This is a genomic window from Rhodococcus sp. KRD175 (assembly GCF_017168275.1).
In the GTDB taxonomy this organism is placed as follows: Bacteria; Actinomycetota; Actinomycetes; order Mycobacteriales; family Mycobacteriaceae; genus Rhodococcoides; species Rhodococcoides fascians.
The window spans coordinates 148,126-175,044 of the sequence record NZ_JABFAQ010000004.1 but is presented as its reverse complement, the minus strand read 5'-3'; the positions used below and the strand labels follow the sequence as shown (position 1 = coordinate 175,044).

The 26,919-nt window shown below is 64.5% G+C and carries 30 protein-coding genes; 15 read left to right on the top strand and 15 right to left on the bottom strand.

Annotation, left to right across the window (positions count from 1 at the left end; translation table 11 throughout):
* Window positions 1-164: 164 nt before the first annotated feature.
* The 3 genes from J1M81_RS05340 to J1M81_RS05330 all read right to left on the bottom strand — a co-directional run bounded on the left by J1M81_RS05340 (window position 165) and on the right by J1M81_RS05330 (window position 2,542).
* Entirely contained in the window at window positions 165-1,391 is a 1,227-nt protein-coding gene (locus J1M81_RS05340; RefSeq protein WP_032400293.1) for an MFS transporter, read from the bottom strand.
* Window positions 1,388-1,849, bottom strand: coding sequence for a MarR family winged helix-turn-helix transcriptional regulator (locus J1M81_RS05335; RefSeq protein WP_032364936.1), 462 nt, complete (start codon window positions 1,847-1,849; stop codon window positions 1,388-1,390). The genes J1M81_RS05340 and J1M81_RS05335 overlap by 4 nt, the downstream gene beginning before the upstream one ends.
* A gap of 93 nt (window positions 1,850-1,942) precedes the next feature.
* Window positions 1,943-2,542: a hypothetical protein gene (locus J1M81_RS05330; RefSeq protein ID WP_206497687.1), complete on the bottom strand. Its 600-nt coding sequence runs from the start codon at window positions 2,540-2,542 to the stop codon at window positions 1,943-1,945.
* Between the two features lie 135 nt (window positions 2,543-2,677).
* Between J1M81_RS05330 and J1M81_RS05325 the strand changes: the two genes are divergently transcribed.
* Window positions 2,678-3,379 carry a lysoplasmalogenase family protein gene (locus J1M81_RS05325; protein WP_371833672.1) on the top strand — a complete coding sequence of 234 codons (702 nt, stop codon included), beginning with the start codon at window positions 2,678-2,680 and terminating at the stop codon, window positions 3,377-3,379.
* On the opposite strand, the gene J1M81_RS05320 is transcribed toward J1M81_RS05325, so the two are convergent.
* Window positions 3,306-3,755, bottom strand: a complete 450-nt coding sequence (locus J1M81_RS05320; protein WP_027494309.1) for a hypothetical protein — start codon at window positions 3,753-3,755, stop codon at window positions 3,306-3,308. The two genes, J1M81_RS05325 and J1M81_RS05320, sit on opposite strands and share 74 nt — an antisense overlap.
* A gap of 90 nt (window positions 3,756-3,845) precedes the next feature.
* On the opposite strand from J1M81_RS05320, the gene J1M81_RS05315 reads away from it, so the two are divergent.
* The 4 genes from J1M81_RS05315 (at window position 3,846) to J1M81_RS05300 (ending at window position 7,262) form a co-directional block, all read left to right on the top strand.
* Window positions 3,846-4,634 (top strand): SDR family oxidoreductase, encoded by a 789-nt coding sequence (locus J1M81_RS05315; RefSeq protein WP_027494308.1) that lies wholly within the window; start codon window positions 3,846-3,848, stop codon window positions 4,632-4,634.
* 86 nt (window positions 4,635-4,720) lie between these two features.
* Window positions 4,721-5,383, top strand: coding sequence for a DUF6636 domain-containing protein (locus J1M81_RS05310; RefSeq protein WP_371828105.1), 663 nt, complete (start codon window positions 4,721-4,723; stop codon window positions 5,381-5,383).
* Window positions 5,380-6,063, top strand: coding sequence for an RNA methyltransferase (locus tag J1M81_RS05305; RefSeq protein ID WP_045841394.1), 684 nt, complete (start codon window positions 5,380-5,382; stop codon window positions 6,061-6,063). The genes J1M81_RS05310 and J1M81_RS05305 overlap by 4 nt, the downstream gene beginning before the upstream one ends.
* A 62-nt stretch (window positions 6,064-6,125) precedes the next feature.
* The gene (locus J1M81_RS05300; protein ID WP_032373679.1) at window positions 6,126-7,262 is read left to right on the top strand and encodes a glycoside hydrolase family 76 protein; all 1,137 of its coding nucleotides are present in this window, start codon (window positions 6,126-6,128) and stop codon (window positions 7,260-7,262) included.
* Window positions 7,263-7,344: 82 nt separating this feature from the next.
* Here the strand turns inward: J1M81_RS05300 and J1M81_RS05295 are convergent, their stop codons facing one another.
* Entirely contained in the window at window positions 7,345-8,010 is a 666-nt protein-coding gene (locus J1M81_RS05295) for a DedA family protein (RefSeq protein ID WP_032400303.1), read from the bottom strand.
* Between the two features lie 73 nt (window positions 8,011-8,083).
* Window positions 8,084-8,824 carry a VTT domain-containing protein gene (locus J1M81_RS05290; protein ID WP_370878752.1) on the bottom strand — a complete coding sequence of 247 codons (741 nt, stop codon included), beginning with the start codon at window positions 8,822-8,824 and terminating at the stop codon, window positions 8,084-8,086.
* 185 nt (window positions 8,825-9,009) lie between these two features.
* Between J1M81_RS05290 and fbaA the strand changes: the two genes are divergently transcribed.
* On the top strand, window positions 9,010-10,050 hold the full coding sequence (gene fbaA, locus J1M81_RS05285) for a class II fructose-bisphosphate aldolase (RefSeq protein ID WP_027494302.1): 1,041 nt from the start codon (window positions 9,010-9,012) through the stop codon (window positions 10,048-10,050).
* A gap of 63 nt (window positions 10,051-10,113) precedes the next feature.
* On the opposite strand, the gene J1M81_RS05280 is transcribed toward fbaA, so the two are convergent.
* Window positions 10,114-10,815: a hypothetical protein gene (locus J1M81_RS05280; protein WP_052061482.1), complete on the bottom strand. Its 702-nt coding sequence runs from the start codon at window positions 10,813-10,815 to the stop codon at window positions 10,114-10,116.
* Window positions 10,816-10,963: 148 nt separating this feature from the next.
* Between J1M81_RS05280 and J1M81_RS05275 the strand changes: the two genes are divergently transcribed.
* The 3 genes from J1M81_RS05275 (at window position 10,964) to J1M81_RS05265 (ending at window position 13,520) form a co-directional block, all read left to right on the top strand.
* Window positions 10,964-11,380, top strand: coding sequence for a DUF3151 domain-containing protein (locus tag J1M81_RS05275; protein ID WP_206497686.1), 417 nt, complete (start codon window positions 10,964-10,966; stop codon window positions 11,378-11,380).
* Between the two features lie 37 nt (window positions 11,381-11,417).
* Complete coding sequence (locus tag J1M81_RS05270; RefSeq protein WP_032371495.1) at window positions 11,418-12,512, top strand: aromatic acid exporter family protein; 1,095 nt, start codon at window positions 11,418-11,420, stop codon at window positions 12,510-12,512.
* 78 nt (window positions 12,513-12,590) lie between these two features.
* Window positions 12,591-13,520, top strand: a complete 930-nt coding sequence (locus J1M81_RS05265) for a cation diffusion facilitator family transporter (protein WP_032373680.1) — start codon at window positions 12,591-12,593, stop codon at window positions 13,518-13,520.
* Here the strand turns inward: J1M81_RS05265 and J1M81_RS05260 are convergent.
* The 3 genes from J1M81_RS05260 to J1M81_RS05250 all read right to left on the bottom strand — a co-directional run bounded on the left by J1M81_RS05260 (window position 13,510) and on the right by J1M81_RS05250 (window position 15,530).
* Window positions 13,510-13,977 carry a pyridoxamine 5'-phosphate oxidase family protein gene (locus J1M81_RS05260; protein WP_032391292.1) on the bottom strand — a complete coding sequence of 156 codons (468 nt, stop codon included), beginning with the start codon at window positions 13,975-13,977 and terminating at the stop codon, window positions 13,510-13,512. The genes J1M81_RS05265 and J1M81_RS05260 overlap by 11 nt on opposite strands.
* A gap of 117 nt (window positions 13,978-14,094) precedes the next feature.
* Complete coding sequence (locus tag J1M81_RS05255) at window positions 14,095-14,868, bottom strand: site-2 protease family protein (RefSeq protein ID WP_032400305.1); 774 nt, start codon at window positions 14,866-14,868, stop codon at window positions 14,095-14,097.
* The gene (locus J1M81_RS05250) at window positions 14,865-15,530 is read right to left on the bottom strand and encodes a hypothetical protein (protein ID WP_027494296.1); all 666 of its coding nucleotides are present in this window, start codon (window positions 15,528-15,530) and stop codon (window positions 14,865-14,867) included. Before J1M81_RS05250 ends, J1M81_RS05255 begins: the two co-directional genes overlap by 4 nt.
* 203 nt (window positions 15,531-15,733) lie before the next feature.
* Here J1M81_RS05250 and J1M81_RS05245 point away from each other — a divergent pair, with 203 nt between their 5' ends.
* Window positions 15,734-17,023 carry an adenylosuccinate synthase gene (locus tag J1M81_RS05245; RefSeq protein WP_027494295.1) on the top strand — a complete coding sequence of 430 codons (1,290 nt, stop codon included), beginning with the start codon at window positions 15,734-15,736 and terminating at the stop codon, window positions 17,021-17,023.
* A gap of 483 nt (window positions 17,024-17,506) precedes the next feature.
* Here J1M81_RS05245 and J1M81_RS05240 read toward each other — a convergent pair whose 3' ends face one another.
* On the bottom strand, window positions 17,507-17,845 hold the full coding sequence (locus J1M81_RS05240; RefSeq protein ID WP_206497685.1) for a hypothetical protein: 339 nt from the start codon (window positions 17,843-17,845) through the stop codon (window positions 17,507-17,509).
* A gap of 1,040 nt (window positions 17,846-18,885) precedes the next feature.
* Here J1M81_RS05240 and J1M81_RS05235 point away from each other — a divergent pair.
* A complete protein-coding gene (locus J1M81_RS05235; protein WP_230593450.1) occupies window positions 18,886-19,230 on the top strand; it encodes a hypothetical protein in 345 nt (114 codons plus the stop codon).
* A gap of 71 nt (window positions 19,231-19,301) precedes the next feature.
* On the opposite strand, the gene J1M81_RS05230 is transcribed toward J1M81_RS05235, so the two are convergent.
* Complete coding sequence (locus J1M81_RS05230; RefSeq protein ID WP_032373686.1) at window positions 19,302-19,826, bottom strand: methylated-DNA--[protein]-cysteine S-methyltransferase; 525 nt, start codon at window positions 19,824-19,826, stop codon at window positions 19,302-19,304.
* A 90-nt stretch (window positions 19,827-19,916) separates the two neighbouring features.
* Between J1M81_RS05230 and J1M81_RS05225 the strand changes: the two genes are divergently transcribed.
* Complete coding sequence (locus tag J1M81_RS05225; RefSeq protein WP_032373687.1) at window positions 19,917-21,398, top strand: PLP-dependent aminotransferase family protein; 1,482 nt, start codon at window positions 19,917-19,919, stop codon at window positions 21,396-21,398.
* 84 nt (window positions 21,399-21,482) lie between these two features.
* Here the strand turns inward: J1M81_RS05225 and J1M81_RS05220 are convergent, their stop codons facing one another.
* The gene (locus J1M81_RS05220) at window positions 21,483-22,559 is read right to left on the bottom strand and encodes a CaiB/BaiF CoA-transferase family protein (RefSeq protein WP_032373688.1); all 1,077 of its coding nucleotides are present in this window, start codon (window positions 22,557-22,559) and stop codon (window positions 21,483-21,485) included.
* Window positions 22,560-22,654: 95 nt separating this feature from the next.
* Between J1M81_RS05220 and purT the strand changes: the two genes are divergently transcribed.
* A complete protein-coding gene (gene purT / locus J1M81_RS05215) occupies window positions 22,655-23,851 on the top strand; it encodes a formate-dependent phosphoribosylglycinamide formyltransferase (RefSeq protein ID WP_032373689.1) in 1,197 nt (398 codons plus the stop codon).
* A gap of 10 nt (window positions 23,852-23,861) precedes the next feature.
* Here the strand turns inward: purT and J1M81_RS26780 are convergent, their stop codons facing one another.
* Entirely contained in the window at window positions 23,862-24,557 is a 696-nt protein-coding gene (locus J1M81_RS26780; protein WP_155288749.1) for a CPBP family intramembrane glutamic endopeptidase, read from the bottom strand.
* A gap of 42 nt (window positions 24,558-24,599) precedes the next feature.
* Here J1M81_RS26780 and J1M81_RS05205 point away from each other — a divergent pair, with 42 nt between their 5' ends.
* Window positions 24,600-25,082 (top strand): DUF456 domain-containing protein, encoded by a 483-nt coding sequence (locus J1M81_RS05205; RefSeq protein ID WP_032371480.1) that lies wholly within the window; start codon window positions 24,600-24,602, stop codon window positions 25,080-25,082.
* Here the strand turns inward: J1M81_RS05205 and J1M81_RS05200 are convergent.
* Entirely contained in the window at window positions 25,079-25,825 is a 747-nt protein-coding gene (locus J1M81_RS05200; protein WP_032364983.1) for an amidohydrolase, read from the bottom strand. The two genes, J1M81_RS05205 and J1M81_RS05200, sit on opposite strands and share 4 nt — an antisense overlap.
* A gap of 55 nt (window positions 25,826-25,880) precedes the next feature.
* On the opposite strand from J1M81_RS05200, the gene J1M81_RS05195 reads away from it, so the two are divergent.
* On the top strand, window positions 25,881-26,750 hold the full coding sequence (locus J1M81_RS05195; RefSeq protein ID WP_027494282.1) for an SMP-30/gluconolactonase/LRE family protein: 870 nt from the start codon (window positions 25,881-25,883) through the stop codon (window positions 26,748-26,750).
* Window positions 26,751-26,919: the final 169 nt, after the last annotated feature.

Below are 26,919 nucleotides of genomic sequence, written 5' to 3'. Positions count from 1 at the left end.
CCGTAAACCAACCGGACGGTACATCGAACCGAAAAGTCCTTTACTGAGGTATTGGTTACCAAAGTGTTACTGATGAGACGGATGTGACGAATGAGGCCATTGATACACGTCGACGGCCGAGAGCGATGCTCTCGGCCGTCGGATCCAGCGGTTGATCGAAAGGCTCAGTCGCCTACTGTCACCGCGCGGGCCTCGTCGATGCTGTGCGGTGCCGGCTCGTGTTCGTCCACGTGGGCGAGGACTTTTCGGCCGCTTGCAAGGACGACGATGGCCAGGGCCGTGCAGGCCGCGCCGACCCAGAACGGGACGTGCATGTTGGATTCACCGAGCTTGCCGGCCAGGTAGGGAGCAGCGGCACCGCCGGTGAAGCGGACGAAGCTGTAGGCCGCCGACGCGGTCGAGCGCTCCACCGGTGCCGAGATCATGACGGTCTCGGTGATCAGAGTGTTGTTGACGCCCAAGAACAAGCCGGCCACGACGGTTCCGACGATCAGGACGGTCTTGTTCTCGGTGAACATCGCCATGACGCCGAGGTCGACGGCGAAGAGCAGGAGCGAGAGCATCATCATGTTCAGCGTTCCGTAGGCCCGCTGCAGTCTCGGTGCGATGAACACCGATGCCACGGCCAGGCAGAGGCCCCAACCGAAGAAGATGAAACCGATCGAGTAGGTGCCCATGTCCAGGGGGAACGGGGTGTACGCCAGCAGGGTGAAGAATCCGTAGTTGTAGAGCAGTGCGGTGATGCCGACGGTCAGCAGTCCGCGGTGTCGCAGTGCCCGGAACGGATCGAGGATCGACGTGGTGTGCGCGGGCTTGGGGGTGTCCGGGAGCATGACGATCAGCAGGATGAATGCGATGGCCATCAGTACCGCGACGCCGAAGAACGGTCCGCGCCAGCTGAATCCGCCGAGTAGGCCGCCGACCAGCGGGCCGGTTGCTATTCCGATGCCCAGTGCGGCCTCGTAGAGGATGATCGCGCGGGCGACGCCGCCGGATGCTGCGCCGACGATGGTCGAGAGCGCCGTGGCGATGAACAGGGCGTTGCCCAGTCCCCAGCCGGCGCGGAATCCGATGATCTCGCCGACGGAACCGGACATGCCGGCGAGGGCGGCGAAGACCACGATGACGGCCAGGCCGGCCAGCAATGTGCGCTTGGGCCCGAATCGGCTGGACACGACGCCGGTGATGAGCATCGCGACGCCGGTGACGAGCATGTAGCTGGTGAACAGCAGCGACACCTGAGACGGCGAGGCGTGCAGTTGTTCGCCGATCGGCTTGAGGATCGGGTCGACCAGACCGATACCCATGAAGGCGATGACGCTGGCGAACGCGACGGCCCACACGGCGCGCGGTTGCCTCAGCAGGCTGTCGGGGGAGGTGCTGGTGGTCACGAAAGAGTTCCTCTCTTTTCGCGATCGACGGGTTCGAGGATGCTGCGAAGCTCGCTCAGGCCGTCGGTCAATTTCTGGATTTGTTCCGGGTCTCGGTCGGACAGGTACGGGACGAGTCCGTCGACGATGTGACGGCGACTCGCGGCGAGCCACCGATGGCCGGCCTCGGTCATCTCGACGAGCACGGCCCTCGAGTCGTCGGGGTCGGACGTCTTGGTCACCAGGCCGTTCTTGCCCAACTTCGCGAGCAGTGCCGTGGCCGAGGGCTGCGAGCATCGGTCCAACTCGGCGAAGGTGCTGATGCGCAAGGGCTGATACTCCTCGAGCAGCGACAGTGCCCGCATCCACGCTCTGGGCCATTCGTCGCTGCCGAACCGGGCAGCCAAGCGAACGAAGCGTGACGAACTGGTGACCAGCTCCGAGACCAGATCTTTGAGGTCGTCGTGGGAATGGCTCACCGGTTTATTGTTACATACACTAACTATCTATCGCAATGCGAGGCTCACCTGCCGTTGAAATCGGGTGGGGTGAGCTCGGGGAGTGAGAGCGGATCAGTGTCGACTCAGTAGATCGGCGATCTCGCGATCCCACTCGGCGTTTCGGCGCCCGTCATATCGGAAGCGCATGACGTAGTAGAAGCCGATCAGCGCAGTGGCCGCCAGGATCCAACTTCCGACGGCACTGAAGATCGCGGCAGCGACGACATCCGACGAGGTCAGTGGCCGCAGGCTCAGCTCGCCGGCGTCGTTCACCCAGATCTGAGCGGTCGTACCTACCGGCGACCCGGTGTCGACGCTGACGCGGCCGGTGTGCTCGACGCCTCGGTAGACCCACTGCGAGGGAACGGCCGTCACGGCGGCACCGTTGGTGGAGTCGAAGCTGGTTGCGGCCGTCGGTGCCACGGTTGCGACATCGGTCGTGGTGGCCGTCACCTGGTGGATCGACGTGCGCTGCTCGTCGAGTCGTTGCTGCTGCTCGGAGTAGGCACCGATGCCGATCCACAGTGAGAACGGCACCATGACGATCAGCAGGGTGACGACCCAGCGCTTGATCTGTGCCTGGCGAAGGTCGCAGTCGCGGAGAAGCGGATTGGGGTAGCCGGCGAACTCGTCACCTGCGATGCGAGTGTGCCCGGTGAGTTTGCGGCGCATGATGGTCCCCAGTGCTTTCGAAAATGATCCGACCGACCTGTCCACGATGCCCACGCTCACTGCGAGTATCAAGCGATAGGGGTCAGGGTCACATGTGACGGTCGTTATGACGGATTCGCCCCGGAAAGGTCGGAAGTGAACATCGATCGGGTGGGATATGCCCGCGTTGCCGCGTCGGTAGCAGGTGCGGTGACAGTGCTCGGGGCGTGGACGGGCTCGGCACGGCTGCAGAAGATCGCGAAGCCGCTGATCGTTCCTGCATTGGCCACCGCCCTCGATCCGGTACACGACCGGGTGCTGGCGACGGGTCTGGTCGCCGCCACCATCGGCGACTTGCTGTTGATCGACCCGGACGACGACTCGGCGCTCGAACTCGGTGCCACTGCATTCGGAGTCATGCAGAGTTGCTACACGTTTCTGCTGTGGCGTCGTGGTGCGCGACCGGTTCTGCTGGACGCCGTTCCGCGATACGCGGGCTGGCTGGCCGCGTCGATCCTGCTGGCTCGACGCCAACCGGCGGTCGCCCCGACCCTGTCGGCCTACGGCGGCGTGCTCGCGACGACGTCGACGTTGTCTGCGCGGTCGGTCTCGCGTGGGGGTGATCGCCGGCTCGTCGTGGGCGGCATCCTGTTCACGGTGTCCGACGCGCTGATCGTCCACCGACGACTGTTCCTCACCGACGAACGGCAGCGCCGCACGGCGGAGGCGGTGATCCTGTCCACGTACGTGGCCGCTCAGATGTTGCTCGTCGACGCCCTGGCCACTACTCGTCGACGCCGTGACGGGGAAGCAGCAGAACCCGCTCTCGATGGGCCGGGTCCACTCGAACGGCGATGACCGTGCCCGGCTCGAAGTGTGCGGTGTCGGCTCGGGGAATGCCGTAGACGATCTTGCCGAAGTAGCTGCTCGAGCCCGGCACGGTGAACTCCAGGTCCAGCTCGGCGGTGTCGTCGTCGATGCGCCGGATCGCGTCCACCGTCGCCCACCCCTCGACGCCGTGTTCGATCAGATCCTTCTGCTCGCGCGTGGGGCGTCCAGCGATCATCATGGCCAGGCCGAGGGCCGCGCCGAATCCGGCCACCAGGGCTGCCAACTGGTACGGCAATGTGCCGGGCGGGGTCTTGTCCACGAGCCAGCCGATCCAGACTGCCAGCACTATCGAATAGCCGATCGCCACGACGACGACGGCTCGCACGATCCTCGAGTCGTTCACTTCGGTACTCCTGTGCCGTCGGGAGACGGCGTTCGATCGATCGGAGATTGGGGGTTACTCGTAAGTAGGGTTACATGTACGGTGATCGATGTGACTCGACCAACTGTCTTCATCTCAGGTGCCGCGGCCGGCATCGGCCGTGCAACGGCACTCAAGTTCGCTGCCAACGGTTACCTCGTCGGTGCGTACGACATCGACGAGACCGGTTTGGCGTCACTCGGCAAGGAAGCTGCTTCGCTCAGCGGTCGGGTGTTCACCGGTACTTTGGATGTAACCAACTCCGACCAGTGGGAAACCCGGTTGAAGGAGTTCGTTGCCGAGGGTGACGGTCGACTCGACATCTTGATCAACAATGCCGGGATCCTCGCTGCAGGGGCCTTCGAAGACATGCCGCTCTCGGTGCATCGCCGCCAGATCGACATCAACGTCAACGGCGTCGTCTACGGCACCCACGCTGCATTCCCCTACCTCAGGGACACCCCGGGCGCGCAGGTCGTCAACCTGTGCTCGGCCTCGGCCATCTACGGTCAGCCCGAGTTGGTGACGTACGGCGCATCCAAGTTCGCGGTACGTGGCATCACCGAGGCGTTGGATCTCGAATGGAGCAAGTACGACATCGCGGTCAAGGCCATGTGGCCGCTGTTCGTCCAGACGGCGATGACCGAGAAGATCTCGACGGGCACCACGAGCTCGTTGGGCATCAAGCTCACCGTCAAAGATGTGTCCGACGCGATCTTCGACGCCACCCGTCCGGTGAAGCGTCGGTTGCACAAGGTGCACTTCCCGGTCGGACTGCCCTCCAAGGCGCTCTCGCTCGGTTCACGGTTCTCGCCTGCGTGGCTCACCCGTGAAGTCAACCGCCGTCTGAGCCACACCTAGAACGCCGCACCGGACGATGCCGGCGCTGCGCCGGTATCGTCTGTCTTTCGAGCAGTAGGTGTCGAAAGGTGGGTCGGGTTTTCTTCATGCTGAGCACGGTGCGGTCGAGCAGGACAAGACAATTCGGGACAGTGCGATTCGGAACGGTGCGGGCGTGGGCGGTCGCTGTCGGGGTCGGGTCGGCGCTCGTCCTCACCGGCTGCAGTAGCGAGTCGGCTGCGCAAGCGCCGCCTCCGTCGTCGACCACCACCCCCGTGCCGACCACCACGACGACCGCACCGACCACGACTCCGCCGCCGGTGACGACCACGTCGGAAGCGCCGCCGCCCCCGCCGGTCGAACCACCCCCACCGGTCGCGGAGCCGCAGACGACGTATGCCGCGATCGGCGGGGCCTATTACTTCACCTCGCCCGACGGACTGTTCCAATGCGGCATCGTGCCGCTGTCGAGTCGCACCGAGGCCGGGTGTCAAGGTACGACCACCCCGGTCCCGCCGCGGCCCGACGACTGCATGATCAACTGGGGCAACGGTATTCGCGTGACCAACGACGGTCCCGCGGCATTCATGTGTTCCGGGGGAGTGGTGTACACCTCGGGTGGCGAATCGATGGATCCGCCGCTGGCTGTCGGTGCGACCATCGCCGAGGGTGGCTACACCTGTACCTCGGCCGAGAACGGTATCTCGTGCGCGAACGACGCCACCGGTCACGGATTCCGGATCGCGCCCGACAGTAACGAAATCTATTGAGCGAGAACGAGATCGACGGCCAACCGGCCGAAGCCGGTCCCACCGAATGGGGTGAGAACCCGAACGGCGTCGGCCCGTGGTCGGACACCCACGACGAGCCGCCGCCCGACGACCCGCGGCTGGACCCCGAACTGCTCGCCGCCGGTGATCGACGCAATGTCGTCGACGCATATCGATACTGGCGACGCGAGGCCATAGTCGCCGACATCGACACTCGCCGTCATTCACTGCACGTCGCCATCGAGAACTTCGCGAACGACGCGAACATCGGCACCGTGGTGCGCACGGCCAACGCTTTCGCTGCACAGGCGGTGCACATCGTCGGGCGGCGTCGATGGAACCGTCGCGGCGCGATGGTCACCGACCGGTACCAACACATTCACCACCACGATTCGGTGGAGGCGCTGATGGCGTTCGCCGAGGACCAGGGACTCGTCGTCGTCGCCGTCGACAACACCCCGGGCTCGGTGCCGATCGAAACGGCTGAATTGCCGCGCAACTGCCTGCTGCTGTTCGGTCAGGAGGGTCCCGGCGTCTCCGATAGCGCGCGGGAGTCCGCGTCCATGACGGTCTCGATCGCGCAATTCGGGTCGACACGCAGCATCAATGCCGGTGTTGCGGCCGGGATTGCGATGCACTCGTGGATTCGTCGCCACGCCGATCTCGATACCGCATGGTGAAGACAGGGCCTTACCAGGACGGGATGTAACGGTTCGGCAACGGTAGTGGCAGGATTGCGGGTATGCAGGAGTTGTGGTCGCAGCGTGCCGACGCTGCGGAGGGGGCCGTCGTCGCACGGCACATGCGTCGGCTGTGGGGACTGCCCGGTACGGCGCTCGGAGTCGTCGCGTGGCCGCCCGTCAAGCATGAGCGTGCCTTCCTGCGCTGGCACTACTGGTGGCAGGCACACCTGCTCGACTGCGCAGTGGATGCCGCCGACCGCGAACTCACCACAAAACGTCGACGACGCCTGACGAAAATCACCCGCGCGCACCGCACCCGAAACCTCACCGGCTGGACCAACAACTACTACGACGACATGGCCTGGCTCGGGTTGGCTCTCGAACGTGCGCAGCGTCAGCACTTCGTCGGAAACCGCAGCGGCATCCAGCAGATCGAGATGGAACTGTTCGACGCCTGGGCTCCGGCCGAAGGCGGCGGCATCCCGTGGCGCAAGAAATCCGACTTCTACAACGCGCCGGCCAACGGCCCGGCCGCGATCATGCTCGCCCGCACCGGTCGGCTCTGGCGGGCCCAGGAGATGTCGGACTGGATGGACCGCACCCTGCGTGACTCGCGCACCGGATTGATCCTCGACGGCATGCATTCCACCCGCGCCCTCGTCGACGCGGGCAAGTCCGGCGAGGTCGAACGCGCGATCTACAGCTACTGCCAGGGCGTCGCACTCGGCCTGGAAACCGAACTCGCACTCCGTCTCGGCGAGCCGAGGCACGCGCAGCGTGTCCACGCGCTGGTCGACGCCGTCGAGAACCACCTCACCCGCAACCTCGTCATCACCGGCGGCGGCGGGGGAGACGGGGGCCTGTTCAACCCGATCCTCGCGCGCTACCTCGCGTTGGTGGCCACCGAACTACCCGGCGACACCGACGCCGACGACCGTGCACGAGAGGTTGCGGCCGCAATCGTCCTCGCCTCGGCCGAGGCCGCATGGGAGAACAGACTCGAAGTGGAGGACAACCCACTGTTCGGTGCCGACTGGACCCGCGAAGCACGATTCCCGGGGCAGGGCCTGCACATCGCCACCTTCGCCGAGGGAACGGTCCGACCGTCCGAGGTGCCCGAACGCGACCTGTCCGTGCAACTCGGTGGCTGGATGCTCATGGAAGCGGCCTACCGCGTCTGCGCTGCTGGATTCTAGGTCGTTCCGCAGGCTGCACTCCCGCGGATTCTAGGTCGTTCCGCAGGCTGCACTCCCGCCGGTTTTCAGGTCGTTCCGGGTCCTACTCGACAACCTCGTCGACGACGATCGTCTCTTCGGGACGCGCCATTTCCTTGCGGTATTGCAAGATGCCCAGACCCGTTCCGACGACCAGCAGCACGATCATGCTGATCAGCACCGCGGGCATCAGCCACGGGATGCGTTGGATGAACGAGCCGAAGTAGAAGCCGACGAGCAACAGCACCGGTGCCCAGATGATCGCGCCCAGAGTGCTGGCGATGGTGTAGCGACGGTGATCCATCTTCGCCGCCCCGGCGACCATCGGGCACAGCGTGCGCACCCACGGGATCCAACGCGCGACGAGAACCGCCCAGAATCCGTGCTTTTCCAGCAGCAGATTGACCTTGTGCAGGTTCTTGGTGTTGAGGTACTTGCCGTTCTTGCGGGCCACCAGCGTCGAACCGGTTCGGTGGCCGATCATGTATCCCACCTGGTTGCCCGCGATCGCCGCGACCATCGCACCGACCGAGAGAGCCCAGATGTGGCCGGTGCCCGACGCGTGCGTCGCCATGACGATGCCCGCAGTGATCAGCATCGAGTCACCGGGTAGGAACAGGCCGATGATCACCGCGCATTCGATGAACACGAATGCCATCACGATCACCCACACGACCAGCGGACCCGCCGACTGCAGCGGTCCGAAACTGCCGACGGCCTCGGTGGACACGGTCTGCAGTGCGGTGGCGGTCAATGCTGTGGCGCTCAGTGACACGGGCTCGATCGCTTTCGGAATTTCTCGATCAGGACTTGGAGTCCGGGGCGTCGGCTTCGATCGCGTCGGCTGCTTCCCCGAGTGGAGTCTTGCGGGCCTTGATCATGCGCTTGCCGACCTCGATCACGATGGGCAGTACGGACACGGCGACGATCAGCAGGAAGATGATGTCGACGTGGTCGCGGATGAACGCGATCTGTCCGAGCAGGTACCCCAGAACCGTGACACCCGCGCCCCACAGGATGCCGCCGACGACGTTGTACGTCAGGAACAGCGAGTACTTCATGTGCGACGCACCGGCGACGACCGGCGCGAACGTCCGCACGATGGGTACGAATCTCGCCAGGATGATCGTGATCGGGCCGTGCTTCTCGAAGAAGACGTGCGACTCGTCGATGTACTTCTTCTTGAAGAATCGGGCGTCGTTCGTCTTGAACAGGGCGGCACCACCCTTGGTGCCGATGAGGAAACCGACCTGGTCCCCGAGGATCGCCGCGATGGGAATCAGGATGACCAGCGTCCAGATGGACGCGAAGGGCTCGATCTCGGTGGACTTCGACGCCGCGATCAGACCGGCTGTGAAGAGCAACGAGTCGCCGGGCAGCAGCGGGAACAGCAGGCCCGACTCGATGAACACCACCAGCAGCAGACCGATCAGGACCCAGTGACCGAAGGAATTGAGCAGGTTCACCGGATCGAGGAAACCGGGCAACAGGGCCAGATTCGTCGTCACCGATTCCGAAGCAGCAAGAAGACTCACCGCGCCCACACTACCGGCCGAAACCGGCAACTCCTGAACAGTCGGTGTCGGCCGACCGTGAACTCGATGGCCTGTTCGGCACCCCTCGACGGACAACCACCCGAGAGGGACGTGAGCGGGTACGCACGACACCGAGCCCGGAGGTTGCCATACTGCACAGGACACAATCGAACTTTCAATGGAGGAATGACGCCGTGCCTATCGCAACTCCCGAGGTCTACGCCGAGATGCTGGGCCGGGCGAAGGAACACAAGTTCGCCTTCCCGGCAATCAACTGTGTGGGTTCCGAGTCCATCAACGCCGCCATCAAAGGCTTCGCCGACGCGGGTAGCGACGGCATCATCCAGTTCTCGACCGGCGGCGCAGAATTCGGCTCCGGCCTGGGTGTGAAGAGCATGGTCACCGGCGCTGTCGCGCTCGCCGAGTTCGCTCACGTCGTGGCTGCCGAATACGACGTCACGATCGCGCTGCACACCGACCACTGCCCCAAGGACAAGCTGGACACCTATGTGCGTCCGCTGCTCGCGATCTCGCAGGAGCGCGTCGACGCCGGCAAGAACCCGCTGTTCCAGTCGCACATGTGGGACGGATCGGCCGTGCCGATCGACGAGAACCTGGAGATCGCGAAGGATCTGCTGGCCCGCGCTGCGGCCGCGAAGATCATCCTGGAGATCGAAATCGGTGTCGTCGGCGGCGAGGAAGACGGCGTCGAGGCCGAGATCAACGACAAGCTGTACACGTCGAACGAGGACTTCCTCAAGACCGTCGAGGCACTCGGTGCCGGAGACGCCGGCTCGCGCTACCTGCTGGCGGCGACGTTCGGCAACGTGCACGGCGTCTACAAGCCGGGCAACGTCAAGCTCAAGCCGTCCGTTCTCGCCGACGGTCAGCGTGTGGCCAGCGAGAAGCTCGGCCTGGCATCGGGCTCGAAGCCGTTCGATTTCGTCTTCCACGGCGGATCGGGCTCGGCGAAGAGCGAAATCGAAGAGGCGCTCGAGTACGGAACGGTGAAGATGAACGTCGACACCGATACCCAGTACGCATTCAGCCGCCCGATCGCCGGACACTTCTTCTCCAACTACGACGGCGTGCTCAAGATCGACGGCGAGGTGGGTAACAAGAAGGCCTACGACCCGCGCAGCTACCTCAAAAAGGCAGAAGCCGGAATGACGGCCCGTGTGATCGAGGCCTGCAACGACCTGAAGTCGGCCGGACGCAGCGTCAGCGCCGGATAAGCGGCCGCACCCCATGTGAGCGGAACCTCGTAGTGGGCTACGAAGTTCCACTCACATGGCTACTCAGCTGCACACCTTCCACTGATCGCCGTCGAGGCTCAGGTCGAAGGTGCGCGGCGAGCGATCGTTCGGGTTGGCGTCCGTGTGGGCGATGACCTGAGCGATCGCCGTGGTGTCGTCGGTGACCTGGATGGCGTCGATGCTGTCGACGGTCGGGATGTTGCCCTGCTCCACGGACACCCGATGCACGTCGGCGAACTCCGCGTCCGGGATGTCGCGATAGAACGTCGCCAGGTCTCCGCAGGACGTGCTGCGCAGCGTGGCCAGATCCCCGGCGGCCAGCGCCCTGGTGAACGACTCGACCGTCGTGCGAATCTGCGCTTCCGGGGAGTCTTCGACGTTCGTGCGGTCGATCAGCAGGTACGCACCGGCGGCCACTGCCGCGATCACGACTACCGCGGCCACCAGAGCCGCCCACCACTTCTTGTGACTCGGTTTGTTCGGTTCCGCAGCCGGCGGTCCGACGCGGCGTGGTCCGACCTGCTGCGGCCGAGCTTTCTGCGGTTCGATCTTTCTGGGCGCGATCTTTTGGGGCGCAATCTTCTGGGGCTCGGCTTTTCGAGGCGCAGCTACCGGCGAATCGGCTGCAGGTGCAGCGATCTTCTCGGTGGAGGCGTCCGTCGATTCGTCGGCCGGCTTCTTCTTGTTCAGGTCGATCTTGGTCGTGTCGGCCTCGGGGGTCGCATTGTTCTTCTCGTCCGGCATGCGTTCTCCCTCGTTCACCGAATTCCTCGAAAGCTGTAAGTCCGAAATTTCGTCAGCTGGCAGCCTATCGACCGCGTGTGCAGCGCAGCGTGAGCGCCGCCGGGGGTGTTCGGACACGATTGGGTGACGTAGGGGCACAATGAGCGCCATGACTTCTTTCGGTGATCTGCTCGGACCTCAACCAACGCTGTTTCCCGGCGACGACGAGGCCGAATCCGCACTGCTGAATCACGAGGCTCCCGAGACGGTTGCTGCGGCCCATCCGACGGCGTCGATCGCGTGGGCGTATCTCGCCGAGGCCGCTCTCGAATCGGGTGCCACCATCACCGCGTACGCCTATGCGCGTACCGGTTATCACCGAGGTCTGGACCAGTTGCGTCGTAACGGATGGAAGGGATTCGGGCCGGTCCCGTACAGCCATGAGCCCAACCGCGGATTCCTCCGATGCGTCGCAGTCCTCGCCAAAGCCGCCCGCGACATCGGCGAGCACGACGAGTACGCCCGCTGCCTCGACCTCCTCGAAGACTGTGACCCCAAAGCAGCGGAAGCGCTCGGCCTGGGCTGATCGTGCCCGCGCGAGCCGGGCGCGTGGCCGAACCCGGATGAAGGCGGGCACCGAGCGGCTGCGGTTGTCGCTGTTGCCCATCGTGCAGTGCGCGTTGGCGGCCGGGGTCGCGTGGTTCGTCGCTACGGATCTCGTCGGTCACGAACGTCCGTTCTTCGCGCCCATTGCGGCCGTCGTCTCGCTCGGTGTGTCCCTCGGGGCGCGGTTGCGCCGATCGGCCGAGCTGGTGGCCGGCGTGACGGTCGGCATCGGCGTCGGCGATCTGTTGATCTCCCTGATCGGCAGTGGGCCGTGGCAGATTGCGCTGGTGGTCGTGCTGGCGATGTCGGCTGCGGTGTTCCTCGACGGCGGACCCATCATCGCGATGCAGGCCGGATCGTCCGCGGTGCTGGTGGCGACCCTCATTCCGCCCGGCAACATGGGTGGCCCCAACCGCATGGTCGACGCGTTGGTCGGTGGTCTGGTGGGCATCGCGATCGTGGCGTTGATTCCGACGCATCCGGTGTGGCGGGCGCGTAAGGATGCGGCGAACGTGTTGGCGACTGCGGCGAGTGTGTTGCAGAAAGTGGCCGACGGGTTGGTGGCCAACGACCCGAAGCCCATCGAGGATGCGTTGCGCAAGGCTCGGGCGACGCAGTCCGGAATCGATGCTCTGCGGACCGATCTCAAGGGCGGCCGGGAGATCGCGCGCATTTCTCCGATGTACTGGAATCATCGCACTCGGTTGGCGGCCCTGGCGGCGACAGCCGACCCCATCGACAACGCTGTTCGCAATATTCGGGTGCTGGCTCGGCGGTCGTTGACCTTGGTGCGCGACGACGAAATTCTGGACCCGCGGGTGGTCGACGAGGTGGAGAAGCTGGCGCATGCGGTGGAAGTCCTACGTCAAATGATTCTCGCCGATCCGGGGCAGAAGCCGGATGCGGCGGAGGCCGCGCGGGTGTTGCGGTCGGTCGCTGCCGGAGCGAAGCCGGAACTGATCTCGAACGCCGGGTTGTCGGCGACGGTGGTGCTCGCTCAGTTGCGGTCGATCATCGTCGATCTGTTGCAGGTCGCCGGGCTCAAGCGCATCTCTGCGCTGGCGACTCTGCCGCCGACGGTCAAGCATCCGCACGTCCCGCCGGAGTTGTGACCCGAGCACACCATTGCATATATGCGTATGTACGCATATGGTGACTGCCTGAAGTCGTTGCAGTCACGAGGGGGAGTCATGGGCGCGGGTCACGGACACAGCCACGGCGTGGGTGGTCATTCGCTCGACGGCGCGGGACCGCCCAGATCTCGGGTTCGCAAGATGATCGTGGCGTTGGCCGTTCTGGTGGTGTTCCTGGTGGTCGAACTGACCGTGGCGCTGGCCATCGGCTCGCTCGGTCTGCTGGCCGATGCCGGCCACATGCTCACCGACGTACTCGGAATGTCGATGGGCTTGATCGCTCTCGTCCTTGCACGGAAGGGAAGTGCCGCAGCGGCAAGGACATTCGGTTGGCACCGTGCCGAGGTGCTCACCGCGATCGCGAATGCTGTTCTGCTGCTGGGCGTTGCGGCGTTCATCATGTACGAGGCGATATCTCGCATCGGCGATGCGCCCGAGATCCCCGGTCTTCCGTTGATTCTCACCGCTGCGGCCGGTCTTGCCGCGAACATCGTCGTCATGATGCTCATCCGCGGCGATGCGAAGGACTCCCTCGCCGTTCGCGGTGCCTACATGGAGGTGCTGGCCGACGCCGTCGGCAGCGTCGGTGTGTTGGTTGGCGGTGTGCTCATGCTGGTGTTCGGGTGGACCTGGGTCGACATCGTCGTCGGCGTGCTCATTTCGCTGTGGGTGGTTCCGCGTGCGATCAAGCTCGCCGGGTCGGCACTGCGCATCCTCACTCAGGCGAGTCCTGCCGATGTCGACGTGGACGCGTTGACCGGAGATCTGAGCGCCCTTCCCGGAGTGACGGGAGTGCACGACCTGCATGTGTGGACCCTGACCACCGGAATGGACGTGGCCACGGTGCATCTGGAATGCGAGGGGTCGTCGTCGATGGTGCTCGATCGCGCGCGCTCGCTGCTGTCGACCTACGGACTCGACCATGCCACCGTGCAGGTCGAGCCGACCGCACACGGCCGAACCTGCAAGGAAGAGCTCACCTGGTGACGGTGCGTACCTCGGTTCCCGGACGCCAGACGTCGATCTGCATGTGATCGTCCACCAGTGACGTCAGTACCACTTCGCCGATGTCGAGATCGAACACGTGGTACGGCACGAGTTCGCCGGGAGCCGCGTCGAATATCGGTTGCAGCACAGCGGGATCGGTGATCTCTGCGGCGATTCCGCTGATCTTTGCATCGCCGCCCTCCATCGAGTGGTGGCCGGGATTGCTGTGCAGTGCGAACCGGCCGTCGCGCTGTAGATCTCGCGCTTTGGCGGCACCGAGCATCGATCCGAGTCGCAGCACCCCGGTGTCCACGAACTCCACCTCGGTTCCACTGACGCGCGGTGAGCCGTCTGCCCGTAGTGTCGCGAGAACATGGTGCTTGTGCGCGGTGAATCGGGCCCGCACCGCGGACGCGAGAGTCGGAGCCGCTGCCGAGAATTCGTTCCACGTCGTCATGCGCACATTATGCGATCGACCACCGACAGTGTTGGGCAGGAATGCACGGAACCTGCCCGAACAGACGGAATCCCGCCGATCGCGTTCGATATCGTGCACTCTTTCCCGCTGGACCTGTCAGATCCAGAATCGCATCAGGTAGTTGCCGTTGCCGGCGAAGAACTCGGGGACCCCCGACAATCCGAACAGGGTGTAGATCGCTCCGAAGAAGGCGGCATTGACAGCCGGCACGAAAAGCAACGCAACGAGGACGAGAATCCCGTATCCCTTGAACTGGTTCAGCGACGCTCGGGTGGTGGGTGAGAGCGAGGGTTCGAGGGCTGCGTATCCGTCGAGTCCGGGCACCGGGATCAGGTTGAGGATCGTGGCCATGATCTGCAGAAACGTCAGAAAGCTGAGCCCGTACCAGAAGGCGGCGTTGGTGCCGTCGGTACCGAACAGCCTGATGACCACCAGAAGTGCCACGGCCACAACTGCATTGGCGAACGGGCCGGCCAGTGCGATGCGCCGCTGGGGCGACGCCGAGAACTGTCTGGTACGCAGGTAGACGGCGCCGCCCGGCAGGCCGATCCCGCCGATCGCGATGAACACCACCGGGAGAACGATGGACAGCAGCGGGTGGGTGTACTTCAGCGGGTTCAGGGTCAGGTAGCCGCGGAGCTCGACTTCGCGATCACCGGCTCGAAACGCGGTGTAGGCGTGGCCGAATTCGTGCAGGCACACCGACGCGATCCACCCGGCGAGAACAAGCACGAACACTCCGATGCGCGCGGCGACGGACGTGACGTCGTCCGCCGTCCAGGCAAGGGCACCACCGATTCCGGCGACGGCGAGCACCGCGACGAAGATCGGGCTCGGCAGTACGGGACTGCGCCGCACCGGAACGGTCATCGGACCAGCAACCACTCCTGATGGTGGCGGTAGAAGGTCGACCGCTTCACCGCCTTGCCGCCGGCGATACCGTCGCGCGTCAGTTCGGCGGCGGGGGAGCCGAGTTGCATGGCGCGGCCGCTGACCCAGCGGCGCGGCAGAAATCGGCGACGGCCGACGACGCGTGCGCGGAGGCCGGGCATGTCCGCGGTGGGAGCCACCTCGACTCCGGGCACGACGCCGGAGAACAACCGGGTGTCGTCGACGTAGGCCTCGCCTTCGAGGTCGGTTCCGTCGGCACCGCCGAGCAGAGCCCTCCCGACGACGGCCTTGCCTGCATCGTCGCGGATGAGGGGTGTGCTCGACGCCGTACCCGTCAGGGCGACCTTGGCGGCACGTGACCCGGTGCCCAGCTTGTAGATGTGCGCGGCGTCGGTTGCGTTCTCCGGCACGAACGCGACCTCGACGTGCAGCCGTTCGGTGCGCATCAGGCGCGTCAGCAGCGCGGCGAGGGACGCATCGTCGCCCAGGACGATGATGCGTGGCTCGGGGGCGGATTCGATGTCGGAGAAGATCGCGCTGCAGTCGTCGTCGGTCGGTACTGCGTCGGCGTTGCGCAGTGGGACGTCGGTCAGCGTGATCGGCAGCAGCGGGTTGCCGCACTGCAGAACGAACGGTGTCACGGCGCTCCTAGATCTTCCGATGAATCCTCGTCACGACCATAGTGCCCTCGTTCGGCGTCGACCGTAGCGGCATGCGGGCCAGCTCACCGCCTCGGCTAGACTGTTCCCCCGGCCACTGTCGCGCCTGCGACGAATGGTGACTGCTGCATTCGCTCGAGTACATCTGCAGCACGTCCTTGCACGAAAGCAACGTAGGAGAGCACATGCCGGCGATAGTCCTGATCGGCGCCCAGTGGGGCGACGAAGGCAAAGGCAAAGCCACCGACCTGTTCGGCGAACGACTTCAGTGGGTGGTTCGCTACCAAGGCGGCAACAACGCCGGCCACACCGTCGTTCTTCCCAACGGAGACAAGTTCGCACTACACCTGATCCCGTCGGGAATTCTCACGCCGGGCGTCAAGAACGTCATCGGTAACGGTGTCGTCGTCGATCCGGGTGTGCTGCTCACCGAGCTCGACGGCCTCGAGAAGCGCGATGTCGATACGTCGAATCTGCTGCTCAGCGCCGATGCGCACCTGATCATGCCGTACCACGTGGCCATCGACAAGGTCACCGAGCGGTTCCTCGGTGCCAAGAAGATCGGCACCACCGGGCGCGGCATCGGCCCGTGCTACCAGGACAAGCTCGCCCGCGTCGGTGTGCGTGCGGCGGATGTGCTCGACGAGAAGATCCTGACCCAAAAGGTCGAGGCCGCACTGGAATTCAAGAACCAGGTGCTCTCGAAGATCTACAACCGCCGGGCGCTGGATCCACAGCAGGTCGTCGACGAGGTGCTCGAGCAGGCCGAGGGATTCAAGCACCGCATCACCGATACGCGCCTGCAGCTCAACCTCGCGCTCGAGCGCGGCGACACGATTCTGCTCGAGGGATCGCAGGGCACGTTGCTCGACGTCGACCACGGCACCTATCCGTACGTGACGTCGTCGAACCCGACGGCAGGCGGCGCGTCCGTCGGCTCGGGCATCGGCCCGAACAAGATCACCACGGTGCTCGGCATCCTCAAGGCGTACACGACGCGTGTGGGATCCGGTCCGTTCCCGACCGAGCTGTTCGACAACCATGGTGAGTACCTGGCCAAGCAGGGCGGCGAGGTGGGCGTCACCACCGGTCGCGCCCGACGTACGGGCTGGTTCGACGCGGTCATCGCTCGGTACGCCACCCGCGTCAACGGCATCACCGACTACTTCCTGACCAAGCTCGACGTGCTCTCCAGCCTGGACACCGTGCCCATCTGCGTCGCCTACGACGTCGACGGCGTCCGTCACGACGAAATGCCGATGACGCAGACCGGTTTCCACCATGCGAAGCCGATCTACGAAGAAATGCCCGGTTGGTGGGAAGACATCTCCGGTGCCCGGACATTCGAGGAACTGCCGATCAACGCGCAGAACTACGTCCTGCGTCTCGAGGAACTGTCGGGTGCGTACATGTCGTGCATCGGTGTGGGACCGGGCCGCGACGAAACCATCGTCCGTCGAGACATTCTGCGGTAGCCGAACCCGTTATCGAAAAGCCCCGAGGCGCACTGCCTCGGGGCTTTTTGCTGTATGAGGACGGACTGGACCTTTCACATCGGCTGTGGGTTGAAAACGAACTGTGGTTTTGCCAATTGCGCCGAAATGACTCTATCGACGGGTGGTCACTGCGAAACAGCCGTCGAACTGCCCCCAATTCGACCGATTACCGATGCGACTCTGCGTTACAGTCGATCTCGACTTGTAAACTCAGAGTACGAAACGAGCGGCCGAAAAAACTCTTGGACTTTTACCCTCACTTGGGTAACAGGCCAGGTAGACGGGGTATGCGCATCCTGACATGACTGAGGCTGCTCTATCGGACACTGCCACGGTTCGGCCGGGGCCGCTAGCAGCCGGTACCTTACCCAACCCGACAGGACTGGTTTGCTCGGGCGGTGGGACGTTGGCAAGATCGGTGACTTTGACCATCGGCCGTCCCGTGGCTCCGGTCACCGGGTTTCAGGTGGTAGTTCGGAATGCTGCAGGTACAACTTCCACGGCCCCGATGGCTTTCACGGTGCCGCAGACCGGTAGCGCCACCGCGGTGGTGACTTCCGGACTTCTCGGGGCATTGTTGGGCGGAACTTCGTATGCAGACGTTCGATCGACTGCTGGGCAGTGGGTCTCGCCCGGGAAACAGACCCAGACAATCACCTCTTTTCTAGGTGTGAATTGCAACGGCAGCGCCACCGCGTCGGCTAGCAGGCAAGCTGTGCCGATACCGTCGCCGACGATCGATAGTTCGGTGGCTAACACGACCTCGCCCGAGATCGCGGCATCGACCACGACAGCGACCACGACACCGACCACGACACCGACCACGACGGTTGCGCCTCCGAAAGCTACGGAAGTGCCACCAATGACGACGACGTCGGCACCGACCGTCCCCACCGAACCGGTCGTTCCCGCACCGATTGTCCCTGAACCAGTCGAGCCCGGACTTGCCGTCCCTGAGACGCCGGCGCTTCCGCCAGCCCCTCCAGCAAGCGCATTTGTCTCACCCGGTTCGCCGAAATCCTCGGGTGAGTACACAGCGAGTGTCGCACAAGGTGTGCTGGCAATAACCGATCCCGCGGAGGTGATCGTGTACGAATACCCAGTGTCGTCGAGTGAGCGTTACGGTACAGGGGCAGTGTGGTCCTCCAACGGCAGCTTGTACATCCTCTCGGAGAAATCTGCTCCGGTGCAGTTGGCTCCGTCAGGTGATGGCACGTTTGTTTCGAGTACGAAATCGACCGCTGACTTACCGTCGGACATCGCCGCGTTGCTTTAGCCCCGATCCACCGACGTCATCCCGCTGGGCTTCGTGTGCCGGCCTCTTGCCACGGTTCCGGCGGCGGGTTGCAGGTGGTGCTGATCGCTCCGCTGTACCTACGCCGAGTCCGCGCCTCATGATGCCGAGGGCATGTGCGCGAAAGGTCCGTCGGTCAGACCCGACAGCAAGGTCTCGATGATCGCGTATGACCGGAGGTCCATTGCGGAGGACCTGCTTACCCGCGATTTGGAGCGATCGTAGGGGGCGCGCCTCGTTCGGCGTGTACGTAGACCGGCCGCAGGCGCGAGTCGATGTCGACTGCGCCTGGTCTCGAACGGTGGTCGACCCCGCAGCGACGGATGAGGTCCCCGCCGAGATTCTCGCCCTTCTCCAATAGCGGAGACGTCACATATATCTCCGAATCGAAGTGCGCGTCCACGAAACGGGTGGATAATCGAGGGCAAGTAAAGCGACGGAGGGCCGGTCGATGACTGAAAATTACAATGGCTTGGAAGTTTTCAGCTACCAATTCGATCGGTTTGCTTACGAACACTCGTGGATCGGGGCGCAGACTGGCGAATTCATGCTCGGTCCTCAGGGTGGCGGCATGTTGGAGTTCACCCACGCGATGGTGTTCGCTCTCCCCGAGGGTGGTGCGCACGAAGTACACGGACCAATCTTGGAGTGGTACCTCTCGCACGGCGGACCCTATGGCGCACTTGGCTATCCGATCAGCAACGAGCGCCCGACGCCCACCGGTTCCGGACGCTACAACCTGTTCCAGCGGGGAGCGATCGGCTGGCTACCGGATACGGGCGCATTCACCATCGGCGGTAGAGAAGAGGATTCTGATGTCAGTCCGGGTCCCGACGCCGCGACGGTCTCCGTTGTCGACGCCTCGATGTCTTCGGTCGGCATATCTGGCTGACAAAGCCAACTTCAGTCCTGTTTTTCATCTATTTATTCGGTCGAGAGTATCTTTAGCGATTACCGATGAATTCAGAACAGCGTCGGCTCGTCGAATCCGGTGACGCCTTCGATGCCGAGAATTCGTTGTTTCGTATTCGCCCCGCCGGGAGCGGAGAAGCCGCCTACCTCTCGGCCCGCGCCCAGCACGCGATGACACGGAACGATTATCGGTACCGGGTTTCGGCCCAGTGCCCCGCCCACCGCCTGGGCCGCGCCCGGCACCCCGAGTCGACGCGCGATGTCTCCGTACGTCAGCGTTGCGCCCCGGGGAATCGCGCTGCACACGGTGTAGACCGAGGCGTCGAACGCCGAAACCTCGAGCACCAACGGGATCGGGCTCATGTCCACGGCGCGCCCGGCGAGGAGCGCCACGATTCGATCGATCGCGTCCTCGGCGAGAGCGTCGACCGGACCTAGGTCAGCGGCGAAGCCGGCCAGGTAATCGAGCATCGCCTCGTCCGACGGCTCGGGTAGTGCCACGGCCATCACGCCGTCCGCGCTCCAGGCAAGACCGCATCGCCCGATGGCCGTGTCGAAGAGGGTGCTGCTCGGCATGGGTCGAGTATCCACCGGACGCCGACAGGCAGTCCAGTCGAACGCCCAATGGACTTGAAAGTTCGATGCCAGTGGGTGAATATGGGCTGTATGGCCTCCAGAGTGCTCAATGCAACGTCACTGGCACGAGATCTCGGAAGCTGGCGCGGCGACGCGTCGGCCGATGGATCCGGCAGGCGCAAGGCCTCCCGTCCCACGTACAGGGCTCTCGCAGACGGGGTTCGACTGCTCATTCACGACGGCCGCATCCCGTTGGGTGTCGGGTTGCCGAGTGAACGCGATCTGTCCGCTGCTCTCGATCTGAGTCGTACCACGATCACCTCGTCGTATTCGGTGCTGCGTGACGAGGGTTATCTCATCAGCAAGCAGGGATCGCGCAGCACTGTGGCGTTGCCTGCCGCGCCGACCCCCAACGGCATGTTGATTCAGTCGACGTCGCCGTCGGGTCCGGTGGTGGATATGAGCCATGCGGCCATGTCGGCGGCCGACGGAACCATGACGGCAGCGTACGAGTCTGCGCTGCAGGCACTTCCGACGTATCTGCCCACTCACGGTATGGAGCCCATCGGACTCGCAGTGCTGCGGGAGGCCATCGCGCAGCGTTTCGTCGAACGTGGATTGCCCACCACTGCCGACCAGATCATGGTCACTTCGGGTGCGCAGCAGGCGGTTCGGTTGCTACTGGGTACGCTGACCTCGCCCGGTGACCGCGTCCTGATCGATCACCCGACGTATCCCAATGCACTCGAGGCCATCAGGCGCGTCGGTGCCCGGCCGGTGCCGGTGCCGGTCCGTCCCGTCGAAGGGGATTGGGATCTCGACGGAATCCGCAGTGCCGCAAGGCAAACCGCCGCCAAGGTGGCGTACTTGATTCCGGACTTCCACAACCCCACCGGGCAGGTGCTCGACGCGGAGGGGCGCGCCGAGCTCGCGCGCATCACCCGAGACACCCGAATGACGCTCATCGTCGACGAAACCATGGTGGACCTGTGGCTCGATGCGCCACCGCCGCCACCGGTCGCATCGTTCGGACGGGTGTCCGGTTCGGATATCGTCACGATCGGTTCGGCGTCCAAGTCGTTCTGGGGCGGTCTGCGCATCGGGTGGATCAGAGCGCATCCTTCGCTCGTCTCGCAGCTCGCCGGCTCGCGAGCAGCACATGACCTCGGTACCTCGATCGTCGATCAATTGGCGTCGTCGTTCCTGCTGCAGGACGCCGAACCCGCGCTGGAGGTCCGTCGATCCCAACTGCGGGAGCGTCGAGATGTGCTCGAAGATGCCCTGGCCGAACATGTTCCGGAGTGGAAGTACCGGCGCTCGGAGGGCGGGATGTCGCTGTGGCTTCAGCTCCCCGCTCCGGTGTCGAGTGCGCTCGCCGCTACTGCGCCCGCGTTCGGGGCAGTATTGGCCGCAGGTCCGCGGTTCGGGGTCGAGGGTGCGTTCGAGCGTTACCTTCGGCTGCCGTACACCCGTGAGCCGCAGGAGCTTCGGGCTGCGGTTGCGGCCACTGCCGCGGCGTATCGAGCCTTGGCACCGAGCGTCGAATCCGAACAGCCGGCCCTGGTGTTCTGAGCGGCGGTGTTCTGACCGCGAGCTCGAAGTTATGGACGAGAATCAGCCGTAAAGCGTCCATAACTTCGAGTTCGGCGCAAAGAATTACGCCCAGACGGATGCGATGTCGGTGGCGGTGGCGGGCGGTGGCGTCGGGACGCCGTTTTCGGTGCGCGAGAACCGCGGTGCCGGACGGTGCTGCGTCACGCCGCCGATGTCGATGAGCGAGTCTCGGTCCTTCATGTGTGGGTGGTTCGGAGCCTCGGCGAAGGTGAGGACGGGGGAGACGCAGGCGTCGGTGCCGTCGAAGATCGCGGCCCATTCGTCGCGGGTCTTGGTCAGGAATGTCGCGGTGAACGTCTCGCGCAGTTCCGGCCAGCGCGGCTTGTCCATCTGTGACGGTAGGTCTGCATCGGCGAGGCCGAGACCGGTCACGAGCTGGGCGTAGAACTGCGGTTCGAGGGACCCGACCGCCATGTACTTGCCGTCCGATGTCTCGTAGGTGTCGTAGAACGGCGCGCCGGTGTCGAGCAGGTTGACGCCGCGGTCGTCGCTCCATGCTCCGACGCCTCGCCAGGCCCAGATCATGTGCGACAGTGCTGCGGTGCCGTCGACCATGGCCGCGTCGACGACCTGGCCCTGTCCCGAATTCTGTCGTTCGTACAGTGCCGCCATGATGCCGAAGACGAGGAACATCGATCCGCCGCCGAAATCGCCGACCATGTTCATCGGTGGCACCGGTCGTTCGCCGTCGCGGCCGATAGCGTTGAGGACGCCTGTGACGGAGATGTAGTTGATGTCGTGGCCGGCGGTCTGTGCCCAGGGGCCTTCCTGCCCCCAGCCCGTCATGCGGCCGTAGACCAGTCGCGGGTTTCGGGCGAGGGCGTCGTCGGGCCCGAGGCCGAGCCGTTCGGTGACGCCGGGGCGAAAGCCTTCGATGAGGACGTCGGCGCGTTCGATCAGGCCGAGGACCTTCTCGATGTCGGCGGGATCCTTGAGGTTCGCTTCGACGATGGTGCGGCTGCGCAGCTGGTGATCGTGTGGAGAGACCTGTCCGGCGCGCTGGACGCGGACGACGTCTGCGCCGAGGTCGGCGAGCAATAGCGCTGCGTGCGGACCGGGCCCGATCCCGGCGAGTTCGACGACGCGGAGCCCTGCGAGCGGTCCACCAGTGTTAGCCACGTTTGTTGCCTCGTTCCGACTCGTCAGCTGCGATTGTGAATGGAGACTAACTTGTACTAGGGCGTCCAAGTGATGTGGGTGTGGATAATAGGGCTGTGACTGCCCCAGAACCCGTCCGCATCGGTACTCCACTCACGCCCGGTGCCACCCGGGTCATGCTCCTCGGAGCAGGTGAGCTGGGCAAAGAGGTCATCATTGCGTTCCAGCGCCTCGGTGTCGAGGTGATTGCCGTCGACCGTTACGACAACGCCCCGGGCCATCAGGTAGCGCATCACGCGTACACGATCGACATGAGCAATCCCGAAGAGCTGCTGGCGCTGATCGACGCTCAGCAGCCGGACTTCGTCGTCCCGGAGATCGAAGCCATTGCCACCGATGCGCTCGCCAAGGTGGAGGCCAAAAGACGCTCCGTGGTCATTCCGACCGCGCGTGCAACACAATTGACGATGAATCGCGAAGGAATCAGGCGGCTCGCGGCCGAGGAGCTCGGCCTGCCGACCTCGCCGTACGCGTTCGCCGATTCGTTGGACGAGGTGCGACAAGCGTTGTCCCACATCGGCTTCCCTGCTGTCATCAAGCCGGTGATGTCCTCGTCCGGCAAGGGGCAGTCGGTGGTACGGAGCGAAGCCGACGTCGAAACGGCGTGGGACTACGCGTTGAAGGGCGGTCGAGTCGACCTGGGCCGCGTCATCGTCGAGGGATTCGTCGATTTCGATTACGAGATAACACTTCTCACCGTGCGCGCGATAAACGGGACTTCGTTCTGCGAGCCGATTGGCCATCTGCAGGAGTCGGGCGACTACATCGAATCCTGGCAGCCGCAACCGATGTCCGACGCGGCACTCGCGTCGGCGCGCGAAGTGGCCGAGAGAATCACGACGGCGCTCGGTGGTCGGGGACTGTTCGGCGTGGAGCTGTTCGTGCAGGGCGACAACGTGTACTTCTCCGAGGTCAGCCCCCGGCCACACGACACCGGCCTGGTAACGCTTCGTACGCAACGGTTCTCGGAGTTCGAGCTGCATGCCCGCGCCGTTCTCGGGCTACCGATCGACACGACGCTGCTCTCCCCGGGAGCGTCGGCGGTCATCTACGGCGGTGTCGATGCGGACGGAATCTCGTTCGAAGGCGTCGCCGATGCCCTCGCGGTTCCCGAAACCGACCTTCGACTGTTCGGCAAGCCCGCCAGCTTCGTCCGGCGGCGAATGGGTGTTGCGGTGTCGACGGCGTCGGACATCGAGACTGCGCGGGCTCGGGCCCGCGAGGCAGCAGGCAAGGTTCGACCGACCGTCTAGATCGCGCCGTCTAGATTGCGGCCACCACCGCTGCGGTAGCAACGGCGTTGTTCATCGTGTGCAGTGCGATGCCCGGAATCAACGATCGGTGCAGTCGAACCAGCAGGGCCGCAGCAGAGCCGATGCAGACCATGATCAGCGCGATGGCGGGCAGCACGTGGACGGCCCCGAAGCACACCGCGGATCCGAGAACCGCGATCTGCCATCGTGTTCGGGTGTCGAACCACCCGAAGATCACCCGACGGAAGAGGACTTCCTCGAGTACCGGTGCGATCAGCACAGTGCAGACGATGGTGAGGGTTCCGGCGACCACACCCACGTCGAGTGCATCGAGAGTCGACGCGCTTCCGCCGGCATCCGAGGCGGGAGCTATGTCGACAGCGCCGGCGAGTGCAATGCCGACGCCCATGGCGGCGATCCACGCGACGGGTACTTCCCACAGCAGGTGCCACAGCGATCGTGGACCCGACGTGAGCTGCAGATCCTTCCACGTCCAGCCGCGGCGACTCAGCGACTGCCACAAGGTAACTGCGAACACCGCCGTCGCCAGCGGAATGGCGTACCCGAGTACCCAATTCAGGTCGAACACACCGACGAGAAGCACGACCGCGGCCACCACAGCGATGGCACCGATGAGCAGGCAGCCGATGGACAGCAGGGCGTCGCCGCCGGAAACAGGACGTTCGAAAGTCGCGGTTCGGGGCACAGGCGTCAACTTACCGGCGATCGGCGTGCACACTTGACCACCATGAGCGCTCTCGGAGAAATACTGGTCGGCCTGGTGATTCTGGTCGGACTCGTCGGCATCGTCGTGCCCGTCCTGCCGGGCACCATCTTGATCTTCGCGGCTGTTGCGGTGTGGGCGTGGGTTACCGGCGGCACCGCCGCGTGGACGGTGTTCGGCATCGCGACCGTGCTGCTGGTTCTGAGCGGCGTCGTGAAGTACACCTGGCCGGGCCGCCGGATGCGGGAGGCCGGAGTGCCGATGCGGTCGCTGATCGTCGGCGGCCTGCTCGGCATCGTCGGCTTCTTCGTCATCCCGGTCGTCGGGCTCTTCATCGGCTTCATCGCCGGCGTCTACGTGGCCGAACTACCCAGGCACCGCAACCATTCCGAGGCCTGGCGATCGACCGTGCATGCGACCAAGGCGGCCGGGCTGTCCATCCTGGTGGAGCTGTTCGGTGCGTTGCTCGCCTCGGCCGTGTGGCTCGGGGGAGCAGTACTGATCTAGGGGACCCGATACCAGGCCCGGGCATTACCGTCGAGCACAGCGGGGAGGTCGCCGCCGACGGCCCCGGAGATGATGTCGATGTCGGTCTCGGAGAACGGCCGTGGGGCTCGTGTACCGGGCAGGTCGGTGCCGAACAGCAGTGCCTCCGGGTTCACGCGGTGGATCTGCTGCAGGGTATCGACGATGTCGAGGTCCACGCGCCCGAATCCCGTTGCCTTGACGCGTACTCCGCGGTCGACGAGGTTCAACAGATAGGGAAGTCCCTGCGTCGACAGTCCCAGATGGTCGATGCTCACCGCCGGTAGTTTCGCGAGGATCGGCTCGAGCGAGAGCAGCAACGACGCGTCGACGTACAGCTCGGCGTGCCAGCCCACCAGTTCGTGCACGCGTCGGGCCTGCGTGGTGAGCATCTCGACGTCGGTTTCACCGCGTTTGAGGTTGAATCGCATCGCCCGCACGCCTGCCTCGTCGAGGGCGACGATCTCCTCGTCCGTGCACTCCGGATCGAGCTGAGCCACCCCCACCCAGCCGCGTCCGAGCGTCTCCAGTGCGGCCAACAGATAGCTCTGATCGGTGCCTTGGAACGATGCGGTGACCACGGCACCGCCGGTGATCCCGAGCCCGTCGACGTCGTAGAGATAGTTCGAGACGGTGTACGGATCCGGCGTGTATCCCTGGTTCTCGATCAGCGGAAATCTGGGGTCGATGATGTGTAGGTGGGCGTCGAACACGGGTCCCAGCATGCCAGCTCGCCGATTCGCCGTCGCGGCGACCTGGCTCGGTGTTTGAATGCGAAATATGAAACCGGAGACCACCGTCGTTCTCGACGGATACACGTATTTCGAATGTCCACGCTGGCACGACGGGAGGATCTGGGTATCGGACTTCTACAGTCATCGCGTCGTATCCGCCCTCGAGGACGGTTCCGATGTGCGAGTCGAGGCCGAGGTGCCCAATCAGCCGTCGGGCCTGGGCTGGTTACCCGACGGCCGGCTGTTGATCGTCTCGATGCGCGATTACAAACTGCTACTACGCGAGCACGATGGTTCGCTGACCGTCCATGCCGATCTGTCGACGTACGTGAAGGCGAACCTCAACGACATGCTCGTCGACGCGCAGGGACGCGCGTACATCGGCAATTTCGGGTTCGATCTGATGAACTTCGCGCCCGTCGAGACGGCAGATCTGATTCGCGTCGACCCGGACGGGTCCGCGCACGTCGTGGCCTCGGACCTGTACTTCCCCAACGGAATGGCGTTCACCGATTCCGGTGAACTGCTCGTCGACGAGACGGTCGGGAACCGGGTCAGTGCCTTCGACATCGCCGAGGACGGATCACTGGGGGAGCGGCGTGATTGGGCGACGTTCGGTGAACTGCCGTCGTCGACGGACATGGCAACGGCCATGAGTGAGGTGAAGGTGGCTGCCGACGGCTGCTGCATCGACACCGACGGCACGATGTGGATCGCCGACGCACTCGGTCAGCGCGTGTTGCACGTCGCGCCGGGCGGAGAGGTTCTCGAGCAGCTCGACTTCGATCTCGGAGTGTTCGCGTGCGGACTCGGCGGATCCGACGGCCGCACGCTGTTCGTCTGCGCTGCACCCGATTTCAACGAGCATCAACGCAAGATCGAAACCGAGGGAAAGCTGCTGGCGGTTCGGGTGTAGAGCGCTCCGCGCATGTGAGTGGAAACTCGTAGCCTGCTACGCGTTTCCACTCAGTGATACTGGAGTCGTTCGTCGGGGTGGAAGGTATGACTCGTTTCCGCTCTGACGCCGATGGCTGTCTTTCATGTGATGTGTCGGCCTTCGTCTCGACGGACATCGTTCACACGCG